Annotated in this window: 7 protein-coding genes; 3 read left to right on the forward strand and 4 right to left on the reverse strand. The window is 74.4% G+C overall.

Going from position 1 to position 26,779, the window contains the following annotated elements; all coding sequences use genetic code 11:
* Positions 1–473: 473 nt before the first annotated feature.
* On the reverse strand, positions 474–1,091 hold the full coding sequence (gene pspAB / locus O7595_RS32115) for a PspA-associated protein PspAB (RefSeq protein ID WP_269732090.1): 618 nt from the start codon (positions 1,089–1,091) through the stop codon (positions 474–476).
* Positions 1,092–1,158: 67 nt separating this feature from the next.
* On the reverse strand, positions 1,159–2,073 hold the full coding sequence (gene htpX / locus O7595_RS32120; RefSeq protein ID WP_269732091.1) for a zinc metalloprotease HtpX: 915 nt from the start codon (positions 2,071–2,073) through the stop codon (positions 1,159–1,161).
* A 318-nt stretch (positions 2,074–2,391) separates the two neighbouring features.
* On the opposite strand from htpX, the gene O7595_RS32125 reads away from it, so the two are divergent.
* The 3 genes from O7595_RS32125 to O7595_RS32135 all read left to right on the forward strand — a co-directional run bounded on the left by O7595_RS32125 (position 2,392) and on the right by O7595_RS32135 (position 7,144).
* Positions 2,392–4,158: an ABC transporter transmembrane domain-containing protein gene (locus O7595_RS32125; protein ID WP_443071784.1), complete on the forward strand. Its 1,767-nt coding sequence runs from the start codon at positions 2,392–2,394 to the stop codon at positions 4,156–4,158.
* Complete coding sequence (locus O7595_RS32130) at positions 4,155–5,999, forward strand: ABC transporter ATP-binding protein (protein WP_269732093.1); 1,845 nt, start codon at positions 4,155–4,157, stop codon at positions 5,997–5,999. Before O7595_RS32125 ends, O7595_RS32130 begins: the two co-directional genes overlap by 4 nt.
* A 77-nt stretch (positions 6,000–6,076) precedes the next feature.
* A complete protein-coding gene (locus O7595_RS32135; RefSeq protein ID WP_269732094.1) occupies positions 6,077–7,144 on the forward strand; it encodes an iron-siderophore ABC transporter substrate-binding protein in 1,068 nt (355 codons plus the stop codon).
* A gap of 99 nt (positions 7,145–7,243) precedes the next feature.
* Here the strand turns inward: O7595_RS32135 and O7595_RS32140 are convergent, their stop codons facing one another.
* Entirely contained in the window at positions 7,244–7,453 is a 210-nt protein-coding gene (locus O7595_RS32140; protein ID WP_269732095.1) for an MbtH family protein, read from the reverse strand.
* 78 nt (positions 7,454–7,531) lie between these two features.
* Positions 7,532–26,680, reverse strand: coding sequence for a non-ribosomal peptide synthetase (locus O7595_RS32145; protein ID WP_269732096.1), 19,149 nt, complete (start codon positions 26,678–26,680; stop codon positions 7,532–7,534).
* Between the last annotated feature and the right edge of the window lie 99 nt (positions 26,681–26,779).

A 26,779-nucleotide genomic window follows, 5' to 3' on the forward strand; every position in this document is an offset into this window, starting at 1 on the left:
CACCCCAGCGCGTCGAGGCGTGCGGCCCCGAGAGGATCGAGGTCCCCGCATGATGCCGATCCGAGCGAGCGGTCGTGGTCGACGCGGCCACGCGCGCGGAACGACAGGTCGCGTGTGCGGGACGATCCGGCCGGACGCCACGTGCCGGCGCGGGAGTTCCACCGGCGCGCCACGGGCCCCGCCACCCGTACCGCCGTGCCGCCGTGCCGCCGTGCCGCCGTGCCGCCGTGCCGAGCTGAGTTTCCCGCGCTGGTCGCGTCACTGGACGAGCCGCGGCTCACGACCCTGCTGGACGACGGGATTCCGCCCATGCGTGGCCGCACGCGGACCGGGCGATCCGGTCCGTCGGCAACACGGGCCCCGCCTCCGGGTCATCGCCCGTACCGGCGGAGCACACCATCTCCGGGAGCCGTCGCCGCTGCGGCCCGCCCACCGCGGACGCCGCCGGTGATCACACCGCGTGCGGAGGTCCGTCATCCGTCTCCCCCGTCCTCCGCCCGCACGGCGATTCCGGGTGCGCCCCAGAGGGGGAACCACCGGCTCAGATCCTCCTCCACGGGCAGATCGTCCGCGAGCAGGGCCCGGACCTGGAGTTCCAGCGCGTTGTCGCGCTTCTCGGCGGCACCGGGGAGAGGAGCGAAGGGATAGAAGGTGCCCCGCTTGTAGAGGTACACCAGGGCCAGTTCCCGGTCTGCGGTGGCGTCGTGGAACCCCACCAGCGAGCAGAGCAGATGCGGGCCGAACCCGGCGTCCTGGAGGAGGACGTTGACGGCGTGCAGGTCGTTCACCAGCGAGGCCGTGTCGTCGGCCGGGTGACGGGCCAGAAGCCAGGTGTACCCGTACGTGTCCCGTGTGAACTCCACGGGCGTGCCGCCCCGGCCGGTGTCGGCGTCGAGCAGTTCGCGCACGTCGTCCTGGATCCTCGCGAAGGCCGCGCCCTCGACACCGGCGAAGCACACCGAGCCGGCCCCGGTCGGGGCGAAGCCGGCTCCCGCCTGGAGGGTGATCGCCGCGGCGGGCAGGCCGAAGAGCCGGTCGAGGTCGGGCCGTACCGGCCTGCTGCGGCCGAGGATGGCGTCGAGGAGTCCCATGGGAAGTGTCCCCTTCCTGGCGTTCCGGCGCCCTCCCGCGGGTACGGCCGGGAGCGTGCCGGGCCCGTCACGGGCGGCCGAGCCGCAGGGAGATCCTGCCGAGCTGGTCGAGGCGCTGCTCCAGCGTCGGGTGGGAGGAGAGCAGCCGGCTCAGGCTCTCCTTGGAGGAGAAGGCCGGGGCGAACCAGAACGCGTTGAACGGCTCCGCCTTGCGCAGGTCCTGCGTCGGGATCCTCGCCATCTGGCCGGTCACCTTGGTGAGTGCCGACGCGAGCGCCGACGGGCGGCCGGTCAGGAGTGCGGCGGCACGGTCGGCGGAGAGCTCCCGGTAACGGGACAGCAGCCGGGTCAGCAGGAAGCTGATCACGTAGACCACGGCGCTCACCAGGGGTATCACGAGAACCGCTATGGCCGTGTTGCTGTCGCGGCTGCTGCGGCCGAGCCCGCTGTAGAGCCAGACCCGGGCCATCATCCCCGCGAGCACGCCGAGGAAGGAGGCCACGGTGATCACCGCGACGTCGCGGTGGGCGACGTGCGACAGCTCGTGCGCGATCACTCCCTCCAGTTCCTCCGGCTCCAGGCGGCGGAGGAGGCCGGTGGTGGCGCAGACGAGGGCCGTCTTCTCGCTGCGTCCGGTGGCGAACGCGTTCGGTACGTCACTGTCGGCGATCGCCACCCGCGGTTTCGGCATGTCGGCCAGGGCGCAGACGCGGTCCACGGCCCCGTGCAGCTCGGGCGCCTGCTCGGGGGTGACCTCGCGGGCGCCCATGCTGTACGCGGCGATCCGGTCGCTGAACCAGAACTGCGCGATGAACAGACTGCCCGCGATCAACAGGACGAGGGGCCAGGAGTCGCGCAGGACGGCCAGCAGCACGCCCACGAAGACGACGTACAGCAGCCCGATCAGGAACATGGTCGTCACCATGCGGGTGGTCAGTCCCCGGTCGGCCGCATAGCGTGAATGAGAACGGGTCCCTGGCATCGCTCACACTCCAGGCGAAGGTTCCCCCACCCCTTGCTACCGAGTATGCGCCGCTGCGGGCTATGGCGTGCATAAGGCCGTCCCGGTCCGCAGACCGCACGCGACAGGCATCCACCGCTCGGACGCCTGTCAGTGGTCACGGCCGAGGGCCCGGCAGCCGGCCGGGAGGAGGCGTACCGGTGCCGGAGGCACACCCGCCGCGGACGAGGCGGACCGAGCCGGTCCAGGGCGCCGGGACCGCCTCACCCGAACGGGTGACCTCCCCCTCCGGAGGGGTGGCCAAGGCAGTCGAAGATGGTTAGCCTTGCCTAAGTTGACATGCGGTTCCCGGGCACTTCTGAGCCGTATCCGGAGGGATGCGTGGGGGAGTTGGAGCTCCGGGGACGGGACGTGCTGCGGAGCGCGATCCGCGGCCAACGTCGCTCCGTCGCGCTCGGCGTGCTCCTCGGGGCGTGCCACCAGGGCGGCGAGGCGCTCGTGCCCGTCCTCATCGGACTGGCCATCGACCGAGGGGTCGTCGAGGGGGATGCGACCGGACTGATGCTGTGGCTCGGCGTACTCGCCGTCGTCTACGTCGGACTCTCCTTCGGTTTCCGGTACGGCGCGCGCGCCGGTGAACGCGCCTCGGTGACATCGGCCCATCTGCTCCGCGTGGCACTCGTCGAGCGTGTCCTCGCGCCCGAGGGCGGTGCCGAGGACGGCCGGCTGCCCGGTGAGTTGGCGAACATCGCCACCGAGGACGCCAGACGGGTCGGCGCCGTGACCATGGCCGTGATCGTCGGCGCGGGCGCGGCCGTGGGGCTGGTGGTGGGCGCCGTGGTCCTCCTCGGGGTCTCCGTCACCCTCGGTCTGCTGGTGCTGCTCGGCACCCCACTGCTGCTGTGGCTGGGGCACCTGCTGAGCAAACCGCTGGAGCGGCGCAGCGAGACCGAGCAGGAGTGCGCGGCACGCGCCTCGGGCGTCGCCGCGGACCTCGTGGCCGGACTCCGGGTCCTGAAGGGCATCGGCGCCGAGCCCGCGGCCTCCGCCCGCTACCGGGGCATCAGCCGTGACTCACTGTCGGCGACCTTGCGCGCGGCCCGTGCCGAGGCGTGGCAGCACGGCGTCGTGACCCTCCTCACCGGAGCCTTCATCGCCCTCGTCGCGCTCGTCGGCGGCCGGTTGGCCGCCCGCGGCGACATCGGCATCGGTGAACTGGTGTCGTGCGTCGCACTCGCCCTCTTCCTCATCGGTCCGCTCTCCGAGTTCTCCTGGGTCAACGCGGAACTGGCGCAGGGGCGGGCGTCGGCCGACCGGATCGCCGGAGTCCTCGGCGCCCGCTCCGCCGTGACCACGGGGCCCCCGGCCCCCCGCGGGACCGCCGCACCCCCCGTGCCCGCCGAAGGGCGCCTGCGGCTGAGGGACCTCACGTACGGCCCGCTGGACGCGGTCGACATCGACATCGACGCGGGGGAGACCGTCGGTGTCGTCGTCGTGAACCCCGCGGACGCCGCGGCGCTGCTGCACTGCCTGGGGCGGCGCGCGGACCCCGAGCGCGGCGCCGTGGAGCTCGACGGGAGGTGCCTCACCACGCTGGACCTGGCGGAGGCGCGCCGCGCGATCCTCGTGGCCGAACACGACGCGGACCTGTTCGAGGGGACGCTCCTCGAGAACGTCGTCGCCGCCGGCCCGGCCGACGGGCGCGGAGCCGTGAACTCCGCCGCCGCGATGGCCGCTTCGGGCACCGACGAGGTCGCGCGCTCCCTGCCCGACGGCGTCGACACCGCCGTCACCGCCCGCGGACGCTCCCTGTCCGGCGGTCAGCGCCAGCGCGTCGCCCTGGCGAGGGCACTGGCCGCGGACGCGCCCGTCCTCGTCGTCCACGAGCCGTCCACCGCCGTCGACGCCGTCACCGAGGCACGGATGGCCGCCGGCATCAAGCAGATCCGCAGGGGGCGCACGACCGTGCTCGTCACCAACAGCCCGGCCCTCCTGGCCGTCACCGACCGGGTCGTCCTCCTGCGGGACGGCAGGGTCGCCGCCGACGGCGACCACGGGCACCTCGCAGGCACCCACGCCGACTACCGAACGGCGGTGCTCGCATGACCGGAACCCCCGCCGGCCGCGAGCCGGACGCGAGCCGTCCGCTGCTCCCCGTCGCCACTCCCGCCCGCACCCGGGTCGCACTCGCCCGGCTGCTGCGCCCGCACCGTACCCTGGCGGTCTCCGCCTTCGGCGTCATGACCGCCGCCACCGCCGTGGGCCTTCTCGTACCGCCGTTGCTGGGCCGGATCGTCGACCTCGCCGCCGAGCGCGGTCCGGCCGGCGCCCTCACCGCCACCGCCGCACTGCTCGTGGCGGTGGCCGTGGCCCAGGGCGTCACCACCGGTCTCGGGCTGTCCCTGATCTCCCGGCTGGGCGAGACGACGCTCGCCCGGCTGCGCGAGCGGTTCGTCGAGCGGGCGCTCGAGCTCCCGCTCGACCGGGTCGAGAGGGCCGGCGCCGGGGACCTGACCGCCCGGGTCACCGCCGATGTGTCCCTGATCGCCGAGGCCGTGCGCAACGCCCTGCCCGAGCTGGCCCGTTCGGTGCTCACCATCGTCCTCACCTTCGGGGCGCTCGCCCTGCTCGACCGGCGGTTCCTGCTCGCCGCGCTGATCGCGGTGCCCGTCCAGGCGCTCACCGCACGCTGGTACGTCCGCCGCGCGGTGCCGCTCTACGCGGAGCAGCGCGTCGCCGGAAGCGCCCAGCAGCAGCAGTTGCTCGACACCATCGCCGGCAGCGACACCCTCCGTGCCCTCCGCCTGGAACGGGAGCACACCCGACGGGTCACCGAACGGTCCCGGTCGGTGGTCGGGTTGACGATGCGGGGTGTGCGGCTCGTGCTCGGCTTCTACGGCAGGCTGCACATCGCCGAGTACCTGGGTCTCGCCGCCGTCCTGGTCACCGGCTACTGGCTGGTCCGCCAGGGCACGGCGTCCGTCGGCACCGCGACCGCGGCCGCCCTGTACTTCCACAGCCTCTTCACCCCGGTCAACGCCGCCCTGGTGCTGCTCGACGACGCCCAGTCGGCCCATGCGAGCCTGGCCCGGCTCGTCGGCGTCACCGACGCGCCGGCGCCCCGGGACCTGAGGCGCACCGGCGCGGCCGTCGGCACCGAGGTCACCGTGCGGGGCCTGGGCCACGCCTACCGGCCGGGTCGTCCGGTGCTGCACGACATCGATCTCACGATCCGTCAGGGGGAGCGGGTGGCGCTCGTCGGCGCGAGCGGCGCGGGCAAGACCACCCTGGCCAGGCTGGTCGCCGGCGTTCAGCCGCCGACCACGGGGACGGTCCTGGTGGGAGGAGTCCCGCCGACGGAACTCGGCCCCCTCGCCGCGGGCGGCACGGTGGCCCTGATCACCCAGGAGACCCATGTCTTCGCCGGCCCGCTCGCCGACGACCTGCGGCTGGCCCGGCCGGGCGCCACCGACGGCGAACTGCGGGCCGCGCTCGACCGCGTCGACGCCCTCGGCTGGGCGGAGGAACTGCCGGACGGCCTCGCGACGGTGGTCGGCGACGGCGGGCACCGGCTCGACGGGGCGAGGACGCAGGCCCTCGCGCTCGCCCGGCTGATCCTGGCCGACCCGCCGCTCGTCATCCTCGACGAGGCCACCGCCGAAGCGGGCAGCGCCGGAGCGCGCGCGCTCGAGAAGGCGGTGGCGCGCGCCGTGGACGGCCGGACGGCGCTCGTGGTCGCCCACCGGCTCAGCCAGGCAGTGGCGGCGGACCGCATCGTGGTCATGGAGTCCGGGCGGATCGTCGAGTCCGGCACCCACGAGGAACTGCGCACCGCCGGGGGGCCCTACGCATCACTGTGGGAGGCCTGGTCGGACACACGCGACACCGGCTCCCGGCCGCCGTCCGGCACGACCGTTCCCCCCACCCACCGCCCGCACGACCGCTGAATCCGGCACCGTACGCACGCTCCAGCCGCCACCCCCCGCACCACCGCTCCTCCGGAGCCCGAACGAAGGAACGACCGATGCCCCGCTCCCGCAGAGCCCCACGCCTCGCCGCCGCGCCGGTGTCCGTCTTCATACTGCTCGCCACCGCGGCGTGCGGAGGCGGCTCCGGCCCGGGTACCGGCGACTCCGGACCCGAGGCGAGCACGTCCGGCGGCCCAGGCGCCTTCCCGGTCACCATCTCGCACAAGTACGGCAGCACCACGATCGCGTCGGAACCCAGGCGGATCGTCACCGTCGGCCTCACCGACCAGGACGCGGTCCTCGCCCTCGGCAAGGTCCCGGTCGGCACGACCGAGTGGCTCGGCGGCTACGAGGGCGCCATCGGTCCCTGGGCGCAGGACGAACTGGGCGACGGCCGGGCCCCGACCGTGCTCAAGGACACCGGTACCGGCCCCCAGGTGGAGCGGATCGCCGCACTCAAGCCGGATCTGATCCTGGCGCTGTACGGGGGACTCACCAAGGAGCAGTACGCGTCGCTCTCCGCGTTCGCCCCCGTGGTCGCCCAGCCGAAGGAGCACAACGACTACGGCATCCCCTGGCAGGAGCAGACGAAGACCGTGGGACGCGCGCTCGGCAAGGCGGAGGAGGCGGCGAAGGCCGTGGAGTCCGTCGAGGCGAAGATCGCGGCCACGGCCGAGGAGCACCCGGGCTTCAAGGGCACCACCGCCGTCATGGCCACGCCGTACGAGGGCATCTTCGTCTTCGGCAGCCAGGACTCCCGGTCCCGCGTCCTCACGGGCCTCGGCTTCACCATGCCCGACGGTCTGGACAAGGCGATCGGCGACAAGTTCGGCGCCAACATCAGCAAGGAGCGCACCGATCTGCTCGACCAGGGCGCCGTCGTCTGGATCGTCGGCGACGTGGCGAAGGACACGCAGAAGCTGCACAGGGACGCCTCGTACAAGGACCTCGACGTCGTGAAGGAGGGGCGCGAGGTCTTCGTCGACGAGACCAGCGACTACGGTCACGCCACGTCCTTCGTGTCCGTGCTCAGCCTGCCGTACGTCGTCGATCGGCTCGCCCCGCAGCTGGCGGCGGCCGTCGACGGCTCGCCCGCGACCAGGGTCGAGCAGCCCGCGTCCTGACACGGTTGCGGACGAACCGGGCCGGCCGCGGCGAACTCCGCGGCCGGCCCCGGCGGTTCCGGACGTGCTCCGCCCCGGCCGCCGTGCGACGCCCCGGGCTCAGCCGTCCGTCGACTCCGCCAGACTCCTGGGGCGCATGTCCGTCCAGTGCGCCTCGATCCAGTCCAGACAGGACTGCCGGGACGCGGGCCCGTGGACGGCCCGCCACCCGGCCGGCACGTCGACGAAGTCGGGCCACAGGCTGTGCTGGTTCTCGTCGTTGACGAGCACCGCGTAGACGCCCTCGGCGTCCTCGAACGGATTGGTCATGTCCTCGCTCTCCTCACGGGTGTCGTGTTCATGGAATCGGTGCCCGGTCCCCGCCCGGCCGAGGGACGCCGACGCCGCTCACCCACGCCCCTTCCGCTCGGCCCGGGCGACCAGTCCCCTCAGTGCCCGGAACCAGGTCTCCGCCAGGTCCTGGACGGTCTCGCGGGGCACCACTCCCTCCAGGTAGGACCAGTGGGCCGCCAGCACGGGTCCGTCCGCCCGGTCCTCGGCGACGACGTTGATGCTCAGCACGTGCCCCTCCCGCATCGCGGGGCCCGGGCCGATGTCGGCGTGGTCCTCCTCGGGGGCGTACGACCAGTCGGTCTCCTCCGGGATGCCGAACCGGCCCAGGTAGTTGAACTCCACGCGCGGACGGACGCGGTTCGCCAGGATCTCCCGGGTGCGGGGATTGAGATGGCGCAGCATGCCGTAGCCGGTACCGCCCGCGGGCAGTGAGGCCAGATGCCCGCGTACCCGCCGTACGGCCTCTTCCGCCGCCGGGCCGCCCGCCATCGCATCGGCGGGATCGGCGTCCCCGGCGTCCAGCCGGACGGGGAAGACACTGGTGAACCAGCCCACCGTGCGGGAGAGCCCGGCCTCCTCACCCGCCAGCTCCTCCTCCCGGCCGTGACCCTCGAGATCGACCAGGACCGAAGTCGCCGGGCTCCCGTCGCGGCGGCGCCGGTCCGCGAAGGCCACGGCGAGACCCGCCAGCAGCACGTCGTCGACGTCCGCCCCGAAGGCGGCCGGCACGGCCGACAGCAGCGGCCCGGTCAGCTCCGAGGGCAGCCGCAGCGACAGCTCGCGCAGGGACGCCGTGGTGTCGCGGTCCGGATCCGGCTCGCGTACCAGCGGGAACGGTTCCGAGTCGCCGTCCAGCACCGCCGTCCACAGCGGCAGCTCCGCCTCCCGGTCCCGGGTCACGGCCGACTCGGCCAGCAGCCCCGACCAGCGCGCGAAGGACGTCTCCACGGGGTCGAGCCGCACGTGCCTCCCGGCGGACACAGCACGCCACGCCGCCGCGAGATCCGGTAGCAGGACCCGCCACGACACACCGTCCACGACGAGGTGGTGGGCCATCAGCAGCAGCCGTCCGGGCGCGCCGCCGGCGTCGAACCACACGGCCCTGACCATGGCTCCCGCGTCCGGGTCCAGCAGGGCCCGGGCCGCGTGGGCGTGTTCACGGACGGTCTCGCCCAGAGCCGCCGCGTCGAGCCCGGAGACGTCCACCCGGACGAGCCAGTCCGCGGCGTCGACCGTGCCGGGCCCGGGCACGTGCAGCGACCAGTCGCGGGTGTCGTCGCGCGACGGCCGTACCAGCGTCGCCCGCAGCATGTCGTGCCGGTCCGCGACCGCCTGGAGCACGGCGGTGAGTCCCTGCCGGTCGAGTTCGCCCGGGGTGCGCACGAGCGCTGCCTGGTGGTACGTCGCGATCGGGCCGCCGAGCTCCCGCAGCCAGTGCATGACGGGGGTGAGCGGCACGGTACCGGTGCCGTCGTCCTCGGGCGGTGGGGCCGCGGCGCCCACGGCCCGCGCGACGGCGCTCAACCCCGCGGGCGTGCGGTGCCGGAAGACCTGGCGCGGACTGATCCGGACCCCGGCCGCACGGGCCCGGCTGACGAGCTGCATCGCCACGATGCTGTCGCCGCCGAGGGCGAAGAAGTCCGCCTCGGCGCCCACCTGTTCGAGACCCAGCACCTCCGCGAAGGCCGCGCACAGGGCCCGCTCCCGTTCGTTGCCCGGTGGCCGGCCCGAGGCCGGCGCGGAGAAGTCGGGGGCGGGCAGCGCGCCCCGGTCCAGCTTGCCGTTCGCCAGCTCCGGGAAGCGCTCCAGCAGGACGACGGCCGCCGGGACCATGTGGTCCGGGAGGAGCGCCGCGACATGGGCGCGCAGCGCTCCCGCGTCCGGCGCCGCGCCCCCGGCGGCCACGGCGTACGCCACGAGGCGTCGTCCCGCCCCTTCCTCATGGACGGTCACCAATGCCCGGCGCACGGCGGGATGCCCGGTCAGCGCCGACTCGATCTCCGCCGGCTCGATGCGGAAGCCCCGGACCTTGACCTGCTCGTCGGCCCGCCCGAGGAAGTCGACGCGTCCGTCGGAGGTCCAGCGGGCCAGGTCGCCGGTGCGGTAGAGCCGGGAACCGGGCGGGCCGAACGGGTCGGCGACGAAGCGCTCCGCCGTCAGTCCCGGGCTGCCCAGGTATCCGCGGGCGAGACCGCCACCGGAGAGGTACAGCTCACCCGGCACACCCGGCGGCACCGGCTGCAGCAGGCCGTCGAGCACATGGGCCCGGGTGCCGGCCACCGGCCGCCCCACGAGCGGGCGTTCGCCGTCGCCGACACGCGCCACCAGCGCGTCCACCGTCGATTCGGTCGGCCCGTACAGATTGAACGCCTCGGTCCCCCGCAGCGAGGCCAGCCGTCGCCAGAGTGCGAGCGGCACCGCTTCGCCGCCCACGCCGACGACCGCGAGCGGGCACTCCTCACCCCGCACCAGTCCGCTCACGGCCATCTCGGCGAAGAGGGACGGGGTGACCTCCAGGAAGTCGAACCCGTGCCGGACGACCGCGGCGACGAGCAGTTCCGGATCGCGCCGGACCTCCTCGGAGACGATGTGCACGCAGTGCCCGTCGAGCAGCCACAGCTGCGGCTGCCAGGAGGCGTCGAAGAAGAACGACCATGCGTGGCCGGCCCGCAGATGCCGCCGGCCCGTCGACGCGACCGCGGGAGCGTACAGCGTCTCGCGATGGCTGTGGAACAGGTTCCCGAGGGCCTCGTGGGTCACCACCACTCCCTTGGGGCGGCCCGTGGAACCGGAGGTGTAGATGACGTACGCGGGGTGCCGCGGGTTCAGCGGACCCGTCCGCTCGGCGTCGGTGACGGGGGCGGCGTCCTGGGCGGCGATCCGTTCGGCCGTCGTCGGGTCGTCCAGGACCAGCCGGTCCGCACCCGGCGGCAGCGCGGCGGCGAGGTCCGCGGTGGTGACGGTGAGGACGGGCCGGGCGTCCGCGAGGACGTGCGCGGTGCGCTCCGGCGGCGCGTCGGGGTCCAGCGGCAGATAGGCGGCGCCGGACTTGTGGACCGCGAGGACCGCCTCCATGAAGCCGGCGGTGCGCGGCAGGGCCAGGGCCACGAGGCGTTCCGGCCCCGCGCCGTGCCCGACGAGCAGCCGGGCGAGGCGGTTGGACCGTTCGTCGAGCCGGGCATAGGTGAGTTCGACACCGTCCGAGGCCACGGCCGGCGCACCCGGCCAGGCGCGTACACACGCGTCGAACAGCGCGGGCACCGTCGTCGGCTCCGGCTGCAGTGGGCGGGAGTGCCAGCCGCCCGCCAGTCTGCGCCGCTCGTCGTCGCCGAGGATCCCGACCCGTCCCACCGTGACGTCCGGATCCGCGGCCACGGCCCGCAGGACCCGCCGCAGCCGGTCCGCGAAGGACTGGGCGGTGGCGTGGTCGAACAGATCCGCGCTGTACTCCAGCACGCCGTCGACGCCGCTGCCGTCGGCCCGTTCGACGAAGTCGAACGACAGGTCGAACTTGGCCGACGTCTGCGCCACCTCCGCCCGGCGGGACCGCATTCCGAAGAGGTCGGCCTCCTCCTCGCCGGACGCGAGGTAGACCACCATCACCTGGAACAGCGGATGGCGTGCGAGCGACCGCTCCGGGTTGACCACCTCCACCAGCCGCTCGAAGGGCACGTCCTGGTGGTCGAACGCGGACAGGTCGGTCTCCCGCACCCGGGCGAGCAGTTCCCGGAACGTCGGATCGCCGGAGGTGTCCGTGCGCAGCACGAGGGTGTTGAGGAAGAACCCGACCAGATCCTCCAGGGCGGCGTCGGTCCGCCCCGACACCGGGCTGCCGATCGGGATGTCGTGGCCCGCGCCGAGCCTCGTGAGCAACGTGGCCACCGCGGCCTGCAGCACCATGAACACACTGGCGCCGTGCTCCCGGGCCAGTCGGTGGAGATCCGCGGCCAGTTCGGCGTCGAGCGAGAGGTCGGCCGAACCGCCCCGGTGGCTCGCCTCCGCGGGGCGGGGCCGGTCGGCGGGCAGCGCCAGCTCCTCGGGGAGCCCGTCGAGGGCCTGCCGCCAGTAGGCGATCTGTCGTGCCGCGCGGCTTCCCGGATCCCGCTCGTCGCCGAGGACCTGTCGCTGCCAGAGCGTGTAGTCGGCGTACTGGAGCGACAGCGGCGCCCAGTCGGGGGCCCGGCCCGCGGCGCGCGCGGCGTAGGCGACGCCCAGGTCCCGGTGCAGCGGGGCCTCCGACCACTCGTCACCGGCGATGTGGTGCAGCAGGAGCAGCAGCGTCCACTCGTGCTCGCCCGTGCGGAACACATGGACGCGCAGCGGGGGTTCGCGGTCCAGTTCGAAGCCGTACGCCCCCGCCTCCGCCAGCCGGTCCGCGAGGCGTTCCGGCGCGACGTCCTCCACCGCGAACGGGACACGGAGCCCGCCGGGGTCGAGCACCCGCTGGAAGGCCCGGCCGCCCTCCTCGGGGAAGACCGTCCGCAGCGTCTCGTGCCGCCCGGCCAGGTCGTGCACCGCGGCCCGCAGTGCCTCCACGTCCAGGTCGCCCGTCAGCGACCACGCGGAGGGGATGTTGTACGTGGGGCTGGGGCCCTCCACCCGGTAGAGCACCCACAGCCGCTGCTGGGCCGAGGACGGCGGAAGCCGCTCCGGGCGCGTCCGCACCACGGGTGCCGGGCGGGCACCCGACGCGTCCGAGCCGTCCGCCGCCAGCCGCTCCGCGAGGCGCGCCGGTGTCGGTGCGTCGAACACCGTGCGCAGGGAGACCTCCGTCCCGAGCACGGCCCGGATCCTCGCCGTCAGCCGCATCGCCAGCAGGGAGTGGCCGCCGAGCGCGAAGAAGTCGTCGTCGACGCCCACGTCGCGTACGTCGAGGACGGCGGCGAACGCCTCGCACAGCACGTCCTCGCGGGGCGAGCGGGGCCGCCGGCCCGGGCCCGACCCGGCGAACTCCGGCGCCGGGAGCGCCTTCTCGTCGAGCTTGCCGCTCACCGTGCGCGGGAGCGCGGGCACGGTGACGAAGGCCGCGGGCACCATGTGCGCGGGCAGTGCGGACGCGGCCCGGAGGCGCAGTTCGGCCGCGTCGGGAACGCGGTCCCCGACCGGCAGGACGTACGCCACCAGCCTGGGCACCCCAGGGGTGTCCTCACGGACCACCACGGCCGCGGAGGCCACCTCCGGGTGCCCGGCGAGCGCCGACTCGATCTCGCCGGGCTCGATGCGGAAGCCGCGCAGCTTGACCTGGCCGTCGGCCCGCCCCAGGAACTCCAGCGCGCCGTCGCCGCGGCGCCTGACGAGGTCGCCCGTGCGGTACATCCGGCTGCCCGGCGGGCCGAAGGGGTCCGCCGTGAACCGCTCGGCAGTCGGCCCGGGACGGTTCAGATAGCCCCGTGCCAGCCCGACGCCCGCCAGGTACAGTTCGCCCGCCACCCCGATCGGTAGGGGACGCAGCGCGCGGTCCAGGACGTGCGCGCGGACGTTGTCGAGCGGGGCGGCCCACGGGGCGGAGCCGTCCGGCCCCGGGCCGTGCCGGCCGTAGGCGTCGACCGCGCACTCCGTGGGGCCGTACAGGTCATGGGCCTGCACCCCGGGCAGCCCGCACAGCCGCTCCCACAGCGGGGCGGGCGTCGCCTCCCCGCCGACGGCGATCACCCCGGGCGTCCCGCCGCCGGGCGCGAGGAAGCCGTGGTGGATCAGCTCGCGCAGATACGTCGGTGTGACGTCGAGGAAGTCGATGCGCTCCCGGCCGAGATACGCCATCAGCGCGGCCGGGTCGGCCGTCGTGGACTCGTCCGCCACGTGCAACTCGTGCCCGGCGAGCAACCAGAGCAGCGGCTCCCAGGAGCCGTCGAAGCTGAACGAGGCCGCGTGCACGGCCCGCAGACCGCGGCGCCCCGCCGCCCGCCGCGCCGGCCCGATCAGGTCGTCGCGATGGGCCGCGAACAGATTGCTCAGCCCCTGGTGGGTGCCCACGACACCCTTCGGGGTGCCGGTGGAACCGGAGGTGAAGATGACGTACGCCGCGTTCGACGGCCCAGGCTGTGCGGGAGTGCCGCCGGCCGGCCGCTCCGGTACTCCTCCGGCCGCCGGGCGGACGGCCGTCGCACGGCCCGGCGCGGCACCCCCGGCCGCGTCGGTACCGTCCCCGGGCGCCTGCGCCGCAGGCCCCCCGGGCCCGTCCGTGCCGCAGGCGCCGGTCCCGTCCACCGCAAGGCCCGCGGTCCCGTCCACCGTGGAGTCGCCGGGCGATGCGCCCCGGCCCGCCCCCGGGTCGTCGAGCAGGACGCGCTCGCAGCCGTCCGGGAGCCGGGCCGCGAGGGCGGCGGTGGTCAGCACGCACAACGCCCCCGCGTCCCGCAGCATGAACTCCAGCCGTTCGGAGGGGTACTCGGGATCCAGCGGAAGGTAGGCCGCCCCCGATCGCAGCACGCCCAGGAGAGCGGGCACCATCAGCCGCCGGGGGAGCGCCAACCCCACCACCGCCTCGGGGCCCGCGCCCCGGCGCAGCACCGTCCGCGCCACCGCCTCGACCCGGCCGGCCAGTTCCCGGAACGTGAGCCGCTCCCCACCCGCGACCAGGGCAGGGGCGTCGGGCGCCGTGCGCACCGCGTCGTCGAGGATCTCCGGGACCGAGCGGGTCTCCAACGGCCGGTCCGTGGTGTTCCAGCCGGCCGCCGAGGCGGCCTCCTCCTCGTCGGTGAGGACCCGGAGCGAGCCCACCGGCCGCCAGGGGTCGGCGGCCACCTGCTCCAGCAGGCCCACCAGCCGCCGGGCCAGCAGCGCGGCGGTCCCGGCGTCGGCGAGGTCGGTGGCGTACTCCAGCAGCAGCGTCATGTGGCGGCCCGGCCCGTGGTCCACCACGGTGAAGTCCAGGTCGAACTTGGCCATGCCGCTGTCCGTGTCGAGCCATTCGGTCGGCAGCCCGAACAGGTCCGGATCGCCGTCGGGGCGGTGGTGGTAGCCGAGCATCACCTGGAACAGCGGGTTGCGGTCGGCCGTTCTGGCCGGGTTGACCGCCTCCACCACGTGGTCGAACGGCACGTCCTGGTGCTCGAACGCGGCCAGCGCCGCTTCCCTGACCCGTCCCAGCAGCTCCGCGAAGGACGGGTCCCCGGACACATCGGTGCGCAGGACGAGTGTGTTGACGAAGAACCCGACGAGGTCGTCCATCGCGCTGTCCGTGCGCCCCGCGATCGGGGCGCCGAGCGGGATGTCGTCCCCCGCGCCTAGCCGGTGCAGCAGTGCCGCCGTCGCCGCCTGGAACAGCATGAACATACTGACCTGGTGCGTGGCCGACAGCTCCCGCAGGGCCGCCGCGGTACCGTCCGGCAGCGCCGTCCGGACGACGGCGGCCCCGCCCGTGGTGCGGGCCGCGCCCGGCCGGTCCAGCGGCAGCGGGATCTCCTCGGGCAGCCCGCGCAGCGTCCGCGTCCAGTGGGCGAGCTGCTCCTCCTCGACCTCGGCGAGCAGCCGTTCCTGCCACAGCGTGTAGTCGGCGTACTGGACCGGCAGCGCGGTCCACTCCGGCTCCCGGCCGGCGGCCCGGGCGGTGTACGCGCGGTCCAGATCGGCCAGGAACGGACGGTCCGACCACTCGTCGGTGGCGATGTGGTGCAGCACCAGCGCCACCACGGTGTCCTCCGCCCCGAGCCGCAGCACCTCCGCACGCAGGGGCAGGTCCGCCGCCAGGTCGAACGGGCGCCGCCGCGCCTCCTCCACGCGCGCGGCGAGTTCGTCCTCGGCGCAGTCGGTGGCACGGAACTCCGGCTCGGCCTCTCCGGCCGGCACGATCCGCTGGTACGGCTCGCCGTCCACCGTCCCGAAACAGGTCCGCAGCGCCTCATGACGGCCCATCACATCGATGAGGGCGGCCCGCAGCGCCGCCTGGTCGAGAGGGCCGCGGACCCGGAACACCAGCGGAAAGTGGTACGCCGTCCCGCCCCCGGCGATCCGCTCCACCAGCCACAGCCGCCGCTGCGCCGCCGAGAGGGGGATCCGCCCGGGCCGTCCGGCCGGTGCCGGCACGGGCCGGGCCGGCCTTCCCGCATCCGCCCGCAGCGCCAGGGCCTCGGGCGTCGGGGCCTCGAACAGATCCCGGATCGCCAGCTCCGCACCCAGTTCGGTGCGCGCCCTGCTGATCAGCCGGGTCGCGAGCAGCGAGTGGCCGCCGAGGTCGAAGAAGTCGTCCTCGGCGCCGGTGCGGGGGAGCCCCAGGACCTCGGCGAACAGGCGGCAGAGCACCTCCTCGGCCGGTGTGCGCGGCCCGCGCCCCTCCGAGAGCGCCACGGCCGGTTCCGCGTCCGGCAGCGCCCGCACGTCCAGCTTGCCGTTGTCGTTCATCGGCAGGGCGGGCAGCACCACGAAGGCAGCCGGGACCATGTAGCCCGGCAGCCGCCGCCCCAGGTCCTCGCGCAGCCTGCGCACGAGCGCCCCGTTGCCGCGGTTCGCGGCCGGGGCGGTGGCGTACGGGCCGGTGCCCGGGGCCGGGCGCGGCCGGTACAGCCCCGTCGTCCTTGTGCACCGCGCGCCGCGCACGAACACGGCGTCGAAGAAGCCCGGTTCGTCCGACCAGGTGGTCAGCACCCGGTAGCCGTGCGCCTCCCCGAGCTCCCGCAGGTCGTCCGGTTCCACGCCGGCCGCGGCCGGCGGACCGGGCGGCACGGCGTCCACCGCCCGCAGCACGGCCAGGTCCGCGGCGGTCCGCGCGTCCGGCACCCGGCGCACCCGCAGCCGTTCCGGGGCGTGCTCCGCGGCGCCGAGACGGGCCGAGAGGTCCCCGGACCCCGTCCAGTCGTTGGCCTGCGCGTCCTCCAGTCGGACCGCACCGGACGTGTCCCCGTACAGGACGACGTCGTACCGGTAGCGCGTCAGCTCGTTGTGGTGCCGGCCGGCCTTGGTGCGCACCTCGGCGCCGAGGCCGAGGGTGGTGAACCAGTCCGGGTGCACGAGGAGTTCCTTCTCCAGGGCGAGGCCCCGGTCGACCGCCCGCCGCAGCGATCTCGGATCCGTGTCCGCGGACGCCCGGGCCGCCTGGACACCGGCCTGGAAGGCCCGTGCCTGACGGAGGTCGCGGACGTCACCGAGGAACAGCGCGCCGCCCGGGGCGAGCAGCGCCATCGCGCCCCGGACGACCCGGTGCAGATGGTCCAGACTCGGGAAGTACTGGACGACGGAGTTGATCACGACGGTGTCGAAGAACCCGGCAGGCAGACCGTCGGTGTCCTCGGCGCTCTGGCAGCGCAGTTCGACCTTCTCCGCCAGCCCCGGGTCCGCCCGGAGGTCCTCGCCGAGCTTGCGGATCACCGGCTCGGCGAAGTCCGTGGCCCAGTACGACTCGGTGTCCGGGGCGAGCCGGGACAGCAGCAGTCCGGATCCGACGCCGATCTCCAGGACGCGGCGCGGCCGCAGCTCGCGGATGCTCCGTACCGTGGCCTCCCGCCATTCGCGCATGTGGGCGAGGGGGATCGGGTTCCCGTCGTAGGAGCTGTCCCAGCCGGCGAAGTCCTCGGCGAACAGGGCCGTGCCGATCTCCGTGTACTCGGCCGAGTAGATCTCCCGCCACTCGCCGACCTGTTCACGCTCGGCCGACTCTCGGGCCTCGGCCCCCGGCGCGGCCGGGACGACGTACCCCACCAGCCGCCGGGTGCCGGGCGCCGCCGGGTCGTCCCCGGCGACCACCGCCGCCTGCGCCACCTCGGGGTGCTGCGTGAGCACCGTCTCGATCTCGCCCAGCTCCACCCGGTGACCGCGGATCTTCACCTGGTCGTCCGTGCGGCCGAGGAAGTCGAGATTGCCGTCGGCCCGCCTGCGCACCAGGTCGCCCGTGCGGTACATGCGCTCGCCGGGACGGCCGTACGGATCGGCCACGAACCGCTCCGCGGTGAGCCCCGGCCTGCGCAGGTAGCCGCGGGCGAGACCCACGCCGGCGATGTAGAGCTCGCCGGCCACCCCGTCCGGCACGGGCCGCAGCCAGGTGTCGAGGATCCGTGCGCGGGTGGCGCGGATCGGGCGCCCCACGGTCGGGGTCGCGCTGTCGTGCGTCCCGCCGCCGAGGGTGTTGATGGTGTACTCGGTGGGCCCGTACAGGTTGTAGCCGTACGTCCCCTCGGTGTCCCGCAGCGTCGCCCACACCGCCTCGGTGACCGCCTCCCCGCCGAGCAGCACCAGCGGTGGACGATGGCCCTCCAGCAGGCCCTCCTCGATCAGGAGGTGCGCGTACGTGGGGGTCACGTTGACGACGTCGACGCGGTGCTCCTCGCAGTAGGCCACCAGGGCGGTCGCGTCACGCCGCAGCTCCTCGTCGCAGATGTGCACCTCGTGGCCCTCGACGAGCCACAGCAGTTCCTCCCAGGACATGTCGAACGCGAACGACACCGTGTGCGCGATGCGCAGCCGCCGACCCCCGGCCGAGGCGACCGCCGGGGCGAAGATCTCCCTCCGGTGGTTCAGCTGCATGTTCGTCAGGCCCGCGTAGGGGGTGACCACGCCCTTCGGCCGCCCCGTGGAACCGGAGGTGTAGATGACGTACGCGGGGTGGTCCAGGCTGAACGACGTCCGTACGGCGGCGGAGGACAGGCCGGTCAGCTCGGCGGCCACCCCGGGGTCGTCGAGCAGCACCCGGTGGGTGCCGTCCGCGAGGGTCCGGGACACCGCCTCCGTCGACAGCAGGAGCAGGGGGCGCGCGTCGGCCAGCATCAGGGACAGCCGCTCGGCGGGATGGTCCAGCTCCAGCGGCAGATACGCGGCGCCGGTGCGCAGCACGGCGAACAGCGCCACCACCATGTCGATCGAGCGCGGCAGGCCCAGCGCGACGACCCGCTCCGGCCCGGCTCCGCGGGCGAGGAGCAGCCGCGCCACGCGGTTGCAGCGGGCGTCCAGTTCGGCGTACGTCACCGAGGCGGAACCGAAGACCAGGGCCGTCGCCCCCGGTGTCCTGGTGGCCTGGGCGGCCAGCATGTCGGCCACCGTCTCGTGCGGCACCCGTCGGCGGTTCCCCGACTCCTCCCGCGCCAGGGCGAGGGACTCGGCCGGGAGCAGCGGATCCAGCGAACCGACGGGCGCCGTCGGGTCGGCCGCGAGCCGGCCGGCCAGCAGAGCGAACCGGTCGAGAAGGCTCTGCGCGTGCGGCCGGTCCAGCAGGTCCGGGCGGTATGCGAGGGTGACGCGGATCCGCTCCCCGGGGGTGACGACCAGGTTGGCCGGGTAGTGGGTGGCGTCCACGTTCGCCACGGCGGTGGCGCCGTGCCTGTCGCGCAGCGCCGCGAGCCGCTCGTCCGTGTCGGCGTTGCGCAGCACGAACAGCGTGTCGAACAGCCGGCGGTGCCCCGTCTCCGCCTGGAGCACGCCGAGACCCAGGTATTCGTACGGCATGAGCGCCATCCGCTCGGCCTGGACACGCCGCAGGAGATCCAGGACGGGCTCGCGCGGGTCGAACGCGATGCGCGTGGGGACGGTGTTGAGGAACATGCCGACGACGTGCTCGACGTCCGGAACCTCGCTCGGCCGTCCGGCCACGGTCGTGCCGAAGGCGACGTCGGTGCGTCCGGTGGCGCTGGCGAGGGCCAGCCCCCAGGCGGCGTTCAGCACCGTGTTGAGGGTCAGGCCGTGCCCGCGCGCGGTCGCGCGCAGCCGGCCGGCCGTCTCCGCGTCGAGGACGGTGTCCAGGTGCTCCGGGACCACCGGTTCCCGCCCGCGGTCGTCGACGGCCGGCACCAGCAACGTGGGCTCGTCGAAGCCGGCCAGCGCCGTCCGCCACGCTTCGGTCGCCCGTGCGTCGTCCTGGTGTTCCAGCCAGCTCAGATAGTCGCGGTACGAACCGGGGGCGCGCAGTCCCGCCGCGTCGCCCCCGCTCTCGTAGAGGGCGAACAGTTCGTCCAGGAACAGCCACGCGGACCAGCCGTCCCACAGGATCAGATGGCGGCCGATCACGAGCCGGTCCCCGCGGCCGGCACCGAGCCGGACGATCAGCATCCGGAACAGCGGCGGCTGGGACAGGTCGAAGCGCCGCGACCGCTCCTCGTCCATCAGCGCCCGCATGCGCCGGTCCTGTTCGTCCCGCGAGAGATCCGTCAGGTCCAGCTCACGGACCGGTACCTCGGCGTCGCGCACGATGAACTGCACCGGCCGCCGCTGACCCTCGCTCGTGAAGCCCGCGCGCAGACCGGGGTTGCGGTCCAGCAGCGTCCGGGTCGCGGCCCGCAGCCGCTCCGCGTCCACCCCGCCCGCCAGGTCGAAGGACTCGTGGACGGTGTAGACGTCCAGGGCGCCGTCGTCGTAGGCCGAGTGGAAGAACAGGCCCTCCTGCAGCGGAGCCGGCGGCCACACGTCCTCGATCCGGCCGGGGGCGAGCCGCTCCACCCGCTCCCGCTCCTCGCCGGTGAGGGCGAACGCGGACGCGACCGCGTCCCACCCGGTCCCCGCCACCGTGCCGGCCGCCGCGGCGAGCGCCACGGGTGTGCGGTGCTCGAACACCTCACGCGGGCCCAGCGCCAGACCCGCGCGGCGGGCCCGGCCCGCGACGGCGATGGAGCTGATGCTGTCGCCGCCGAGCAGGAAGAAGTCGTCGTCGATGCCGACGTCCGGAACGTCCAGCACCGCCGCGAAGATGTCCGTGAGCAGCCGCTCGCGGGCGTCGCGAGGAGCCCGGGCGGCCGCCCGCACGGCACGCGGGGCGGGCAGCGCGGCCCGGTCCAGCTTGCCACTGGGGGCGAGGGGCAGGGCATCGAGGACCACCCAGGCACCGGGAACCATCGGGGAGGGCAGCAACTCCGCCAGCCCCGCGCGCAGTTCGCCCACCCTGGGGGCGTCCCCGCCGGAGGCCGACGGCACCACGTAGGCGACCAGCGCGCCGTCCCGTACCGTCACGGCGGCCCGGCCCACGCCCCGCAGACGTCGCAGCGCCGCCTCGATCTCGCCCGGCTCGATGCGGTTGCCGTGCAGCTTCACCTGCCGGTCGGTGCGGCCCAGGTACTCGATCACGCCGTCCGCGCGGCGCCGCACCAGATCGCCGGTGCGGTACATCCGGCTGCCGGGCGGCCCGTAGGGGTCGGCCGTGAACCGCTCCGCCGTCAGCGCGGGGCGGGCGTGGTAGCCGCGCGCGAGCTGGACACCCGTCAGATAGAGCTCCCCCGGCACCCCGTCGGGGACCGGCCGCAGGCACGGGTCCAGCACCCGCAGCCCGGTGTTCCACACCGGCCGTCCGATGGGCACGGCGGGGCCGTCGCCGCCCTCCCGCGGGTCGAACGGGTGGTGTGTGACGTCGACCGCGGCCTCCGTGGGGCCGTACAGGTTGTGCAGGGGTACCCCGGTCAGCGCGTGCCACCGGCGCGCGACGGTGAGCGGCAGCGCCTCGCCGCTGCTCAGCACGCGGCGCAGCGAAGCCGACCAGTCCGGGTCACCGGCGAGCTCGTCCGACCCCAGGAACGCCTCCAGCACGGACGGCACGAAGTGCATCGTGGTGATCGCCTGTTCCCGCACCAGCGCGGCCAGGTACGCAGGGTCCCGGTGGCCGTCCGGGCGGGCGAGGACGACGGCGGCTCCTTCGAGGAGAGGCCAGAAGAACTCCCACACGGACACGTCGAAACTGGAAGGCGTCTTCTGCAGCACGCGGTCGTCGGCGCGCAGACCGTAGGCGTCCTGCATCCACGCCAGGCGGTTGACGATGGCCCGGTGGGTGACGACGACGCCCTTGGGCCGTCCTGTGGAACCCGACGTGTAGATGAGGTAGGCGGGGTCGTCGGGACGGGCGGCGCGGCCCTCCACGGGCACCGGGTCGGTACGGTCCCCGTCCCCTTTCCCGTCGTCCCCGGGGGAGTCGAGCAGCAGCACCGAGGTCCCGGCACGGTCCGGCAGGCCGTCGGCCGTCGCGGTGACCGCGACCACCGTCGTCGCACCGGAGTCGGACAGCATGTGGGCGACCCGGTCCGCCGGGTAGTCGGGATCCAGCGGCAGATAGGCGGCGCCCGAACCGAGCACCCCGAGCAGGGCCACCATCAGCTCCGCCGAGCGGGGTACGGCGACCGCCACGAAGTCGCCAGGTCCGACGCCGCGTCCCCGCAGCCGGGCGGCCAACGACGCGGCCCGGACATCGAGTTCGGCGTAGTCGAGCCGTTCCCCCTCGAAGACCACTGCCGTGGCACCGGGGGTCCGGGCCACCTGCGCCGCGAACGCGGCGGCCAGCGTCGTGTCCGGCACCGCGCGCTCCTCACCGGCCTGACGGGCGCGCGACGCCTCGTCCGGTGCCAGCAGGTCGACGGAACCCGCCGCCCGGTCGGGGTCCCCGGCGAACGCCTCGAGGACCCGTGCCAGCCGGCCGCCGAGCGCCCGTGCGGTGCCGGCGTCGAGCCGATCCTCGTGGTGCTTGAGGCGCAGGTCGAGTCGAGGGCCCGGCCGGGCCACGAGGGCGAGCGGGTAGTGCACGGCGTCGTGGAAGACGTCACCGGTGATCCGGATGCCGCCGGACGGGTCCGTCAGCCGCTCGGCGGCCGGGTAGTTCTCGACCACCAGCAGCGTGTCGAAGAGCTCGCCCTCCCCGGCGTGGCCCGCGAGCCGCTGGATCTCCGCGAGCCCGAGGTGCTGGTGGTCGAGCAGCCGCGCCTGCTCGTCCTGGAGACGGCACAGGATGCTCCCCAGGGACTCCCGCGGCGTCCAGCGCAGCCGGGTGGGCAGGGTGTTGATGAACAGCCCCACCATCGTCTCGATGCCGTCGACCTCGCTGTCACGGCCCGACACGGTGGTGCCGAAGACCACGTCGTCGCGGCCCGTGAGCCGGCCGATCAGCAGACCCCAGGCGGCCTGCAGGACCGTCCCGAGCGTCACCCCGTGCTCGCGGGCCCGTTCGGCGAGACGTGCGGTGGTCCTTTCGGACAGCTCCACCCGGACGTGGGCGGGACGCACCGGCACGCCCGCGGACGGGGAGTCCACCAGCCGCGTCGGCCCGTCCAGTCCGGCGAGCGCGGAGCGCCATGCCTCACGTGCGGCGTCCCGGTCCTGTTCGCCGAGGCGGCGCAGGAAGGCGCGGTACGGCGTGACCGGCGGGAGCGCGGGGGCGGACGTGCCGTAGCAGGCCATCAGTTCGCGGTGCAGCACGGGCAGCGACCAGCCGTCCGCGATGATGTGATGGAACGTCAGCACCAGTCGGCTGCTCCGCTCGCCGAGCAGGACCAGGGCGCAGCGCACCAGCGGCGGGGCCCCCAGGTCGAACGGGGCTTCCCGTTCCTCCGCTGACACCGCCTCGGACAGGGCGTCACGGACCGCGTCCTCCTCGGCGGAGAGGTCGACCGCACGCCACGGCAGCACCGCGTCCCGGACGACGACCTGCACCGGAGTGCCGTCGGGACGCAGCCGGAACCCGGCCCTCAGCGGCGCGTGACGGTCCAGGAGCCGCTGTGCCGCCCGGCGCAGCGTGCTGCCGTCGACCGGGCCGGCCAGGTCGAGGACCTGCTGCACCACATAGGTGTCGCCGCCCGGCCCACCGGTCAGCGCATGGAAGTGGAAACCCTGCTGGAGCGGGGTCAGCGGAAGCACTTCCTCGATCGCGAGGGGAGCCCGCCCCTGGACGGCGGCGAGTTCTGCGGCGTCCGGCACCGGGGGGGCCGCGGCGGGGGAGCCGGACGTCACCGCCCGGTCGACGGCGGCCTTCGCCAGTTCCTCCACCGTGCGGTGCCGGAAGACCTCGCGAGGTGTGAGCCGCAGCCCTGCCTCCCGAGCCCTGATCAGCAGCTGGACGGCGGTGATGCTGTCGCCGCCGAGCGCGAGGAAGTCGTCCTCGGCCGTGACCCGCTCCAGCCCGAGGACCTCCGCGAACAGCCGGGCGAGCAGCGCCTCGCGCGCGGTGCGCGGCGCACGTCCAGAACTCGTCGCCGCATGGTCCGGGACGGGCAGCGACCCGGTGTCGATCTTGCCGCTCGGGGTGACGGGCAGGGCGTGGACCGGGACGAAGGCCGCGGGCACCATGTAGTCCGGCAGCGACGCGGACGCGTGTTCGCGCAGCGCCCTCATCAGGGCCGCGGGGTCGCGGAAGGGCGCCGGACGGTTGGCGCGCGGGTACGCCCCGGCGGTGCGGTACAGCCCGGACGGGGGGCCGTCGAGGGCGAACACCGCGTCGAACGCCCCGTCGTCGGCACCGCCGTTCCAGGTGAGGGCCACCTGGTAGCCGTGCTCGGCGGCGACGGCGTGGAAGTCCTCCGGGTCCGCACCCGGATCCGCCGTGCCGCCCGCGCCCTCCAGCCGGCGCAGGTCCGCCAGGTCGTCGGCCAGGCGGGCGTTGGGCACGCCCGTGATCCGCAGGCGCCGCGGGCGGTGCGCCAGCAGTCGGCCCGGCCCGCCCGACTCCGCCGCCGCGGCCCAGTCGACCTCCTGCTCGGCGGTGACGGCCGCCGTCCGCTCACCGGGGCGCAGTACGACGTCGTACCGGTATCGGCTGAGCTCGTTGTGGCAGACGGCCCGCTTCATCCTGACCTCGGCGTCGAACCCGTCGAGGGCGGCGAAGAAGTCCGGGTCGAGGAGCAGTTCGCCCTCCCAGCGCACCGATCGGTCCACGGCGGTGCGCAGTGCGGTCTTGTCCGGGTCGTCGTCTCCGCGCAGGGAGGCACGGCGGGTCTCGACCGCCGCCCGCAGCGTGCGCAGCAGCCGCAGGTTGCGCACGTCCCCGAGGAATATCCGGCCGCCGGGAGCGAGCAGCTCCGACACCTTCCGCAGGACGTCCTCGAGGTATTCGGCGCTCGGGAAGTACTGCGCCACGGAGTTGAGGACGATCGTGTCGAAGTGGGCGGCGGGAAGCCCCTCCGTCTCGTGCGCGGGACGGGCCAGCAACCGGACCCTGCCCGCGAGTTCCGGGTCGGCGCCGACGTGGGCGCGCAGTGCCTCGACCGCCTCCCGGGACAGGTCGGTGGCCCAGTACGACGCGCAGCCGGGGGCGATCCGCGACAGGATCAGACCGCTGCCCGCCCCGATCTCCAGGACGCGGCGGGCGGGACCGGTGTCACGGATGCTCCGGACGGTCTCCTCGTGCCACTCGCGCATCTCCTCCACGGGGATGGGCCGTCCGTCGTACATGCTGTTCCAGCCGGCGAAGTCCTCGCGGAGGCCGTCCGGTCCCGCCGCCCGGTAGAGCAGTTCGTGCATCTCCTTCCACTCCTCGACCCCTGCGTACGGGTCGGCGTCCCGCGGCTGGTCGAGTGCGGGCACGACATAGGCGGCGAGACGCCGGTCACCGGGCCGGTCCTCGCGCGCGATCACCGTGACCTGGTCGACGGCCGGGTGGCCGCGCAGCACGGACTCGATCTCGCCGGGCTCGATGCGGAATCCGCGGATCTTGACCTGGGCGTCGGCGCGACCGAGGAACTCCAGCCGGCCGTCGCCCTTCCAGCGGACCAGGTCGCCGGTGCGGTAGAGCCGTTCGCCCGGTTCGCCGAACGGGTCGGCGACGAACCGCTCGGCCGTCAGCGCGGGGCGGCCCAGATAGCAGCGTGCGAGACCCGCGCCCCCGAGGTACAGCTCACCCGTGACACCGGCGGGAACCGGCCGGAGGGAGGCGTCGAGCACATACGCCCTGGTGCCCGGGTCGGGTACCCCGATCGGCACGATGGCGCCCGCGGGGATGTCCGGATCGCACAGTCCGAGCGTGGAGTTGGTGGTCGCCTCCGTCGGACCGTAGGCGTTGAACATCATGCGTCCGCGGGCGTAGCGGCCCACCAGCTCCGGCGAGACCCGCTCCGTGCCCGCAAGCAGCGTCGCGTAAGGCGGCAGGCGCACGTCGTCGGGCATGGCCGCGAGCAGTGCCGGCGGCAGGATCATGAAGGTGACGCCGTGCGCGTGTGCGTAGTCCGCGAGGGGAGCGCCGGGCACCCGGAGTTCCGCCGGTACGACGACGAGCCGCCCGCCCGAGAGGAGCCCGAGGCACAGGTCCCAGAAGGCGACGTCGAAACTCGGGGAGGCGAACTGCAGCACGCGGCTGTGCGGGCCGATACCGAACCGCTCGGTCTGGGTGGCGACGAGTTTGGCCACACCGCTGTGCGTCAGGACGACGCCCTTGGGGCGGCCGGTCGAGCCGGAGGTGTAGATGACGTAGGCGGCGCCCAGGACGGTGAGGGGCGTGCCGCGGTCGGCGTCGGTCGGGTCGTGCGCGGGTCGCCCCGCCAGTTCGGCGGCGGTGTCCGGCGCGTCCAGTGCGAGCACCGCCATCCCGTCCAGCCGGGGGAGTTCGCCGGCGGTCTCCGCGGTGGTGACCATGCAGACGGGAGCGGAGTCCGCCAGCATGTGGGCGACGCGGTCCACCGGGTAGTCGTGGTCGACGGGCAGATAGGCGGCACCGGATTTCAGCACCGCGGCCTCGGCCACGATCAGGTCCACCGAGCGCGGCAGCGCGAGCGCCACGATCCGCTCGGGGCCCGCGCCGCGCGCGATCAGCGCGTGGGCGAGGCGGTTGGCTCTCCCGTCCAGCTCGGCGTAGGTGAGTTCCTCCTGCCCGAAGACCAGGGCGACCGCGTCGGGACGGGTGCGGACCTGCTCGGCGAACAGCGCGGGCCAGGTCGTCGCCGGCACCTCGTGCCCCGTGGCGTTCCAGTCGTGCACGACCTGCCGGTACTCGTCACCGTCCATGAGCCCGAGGGCTCCGAGGGGCGCATCGGGGCGTGCCAGGGCGTCGGTCAGCAGGGTCCGGTAGTGGCCCAGCATGCGCCGCACGGTGGCGTCGTCGAAGCGGGCGCTGCTGTACGTGGCCCGCACCGAGCCCTCGCCCACCTCGAACAGCAGGTCCACGGAGTCCCGTAAGCCCGCCGCGGGCCGGGAGGCGGTGGCGAAGGCCGTGTGGAACAACGCCCCGGCGCCGGCCCGCCCCGGCCGCGGCCGCAGTTCTTCGAGAAGCACGTCGAGAGGGGCGCGATGGGCCTCCGCGTCCTGTCGCGCCTGCTCCGCCCGCCTCTCGAACTCGGCGAAGGTGGGGGAGTGTTCGACGGACACCCGCAACGGCACTCCGTCGTGCCCCACGGTGAGGTCGGTGGCGCCGCCGTACCGGTGAAGCAGCGTCAGGAACGCGGCGAGCAGCTCGGAGTCGGTGGCCTCCGGCACTCCGGACAGGACTTGTGACTGCCGTTCCCCCTCGGCCGCCGGCGCGTACGGGCGGTCTCGGGGGAGCGAGATCTCCTGCGGAAGCGGCGTCAGCACCCGCCGCCAGTAGGCCAGAACTTCCTCGGAACCGCACACGGCTTGCCGTCCCTCCCCAAGCGGGCCGGTCCCGGCACTGGGCCGGGGGATCGGCGTCATACTAAGGTAAGGGTTACCTAATTGACAGGGTGCCTGTGG

The sequence above is a fragment of the Streptomyces sp. WMMC940 genome, from assembly GCF_027460265.1.
Taxonomy (GTDB): Bacteria; Actinomycetota; Actinomycetes; order Streptomycetales; family Streptomycetaceae; genus Streptomyces.

What these genes read in the sequence shown, in the direction of transcription:
- pspAB (WP_269732090.1), bottom strand. Translation starts at nt 1,091, where the DNA reads ATGGGACTCCTCGACGCCATCCTCGGCCGCAGCAGGCCGGTACGGCCC.
- htpX (WP_269732091.1), bottom strand. Translation starts at nt 2,073, where the DNA reads ATGCCAGGGACCCGTTCTCATTCACGCTATGCGGCCGACCGGGGACTG.
- O7595_RS32125 (WP_443071784.1), top strand. Translation starts at nt 2,392, where the DNA reads ATGCGGTTCCCGGGCACTTCTGAGCCGTATCCGGAGGGATGCGTGGGG.
- O7595_RS32130 (WP_269732093.1), top strand. Translation starts at nt 4,155, where the DNA reads ATGACCGGAACCCCCGCCGGCCGCGAGCCGGACGCGAGCCGTCCGCTG.
- O7595_RS32135 (WP_269732094.1), top strand. Translation starts at nt 6,077, where the DNA reads ATGCCCCGCTCCCGCAGAGCCCCACGCCTCGCCGCCGCGCCGGTGTCC.
- O7595_RS32140 (WP_269732095.1), bottom strand. Translation starts at nt 7,453, where the DNA reads ATGACCAATCCGTTCGAGGACGCCGAGGGCGTCTACGCGGTGCTCGTC.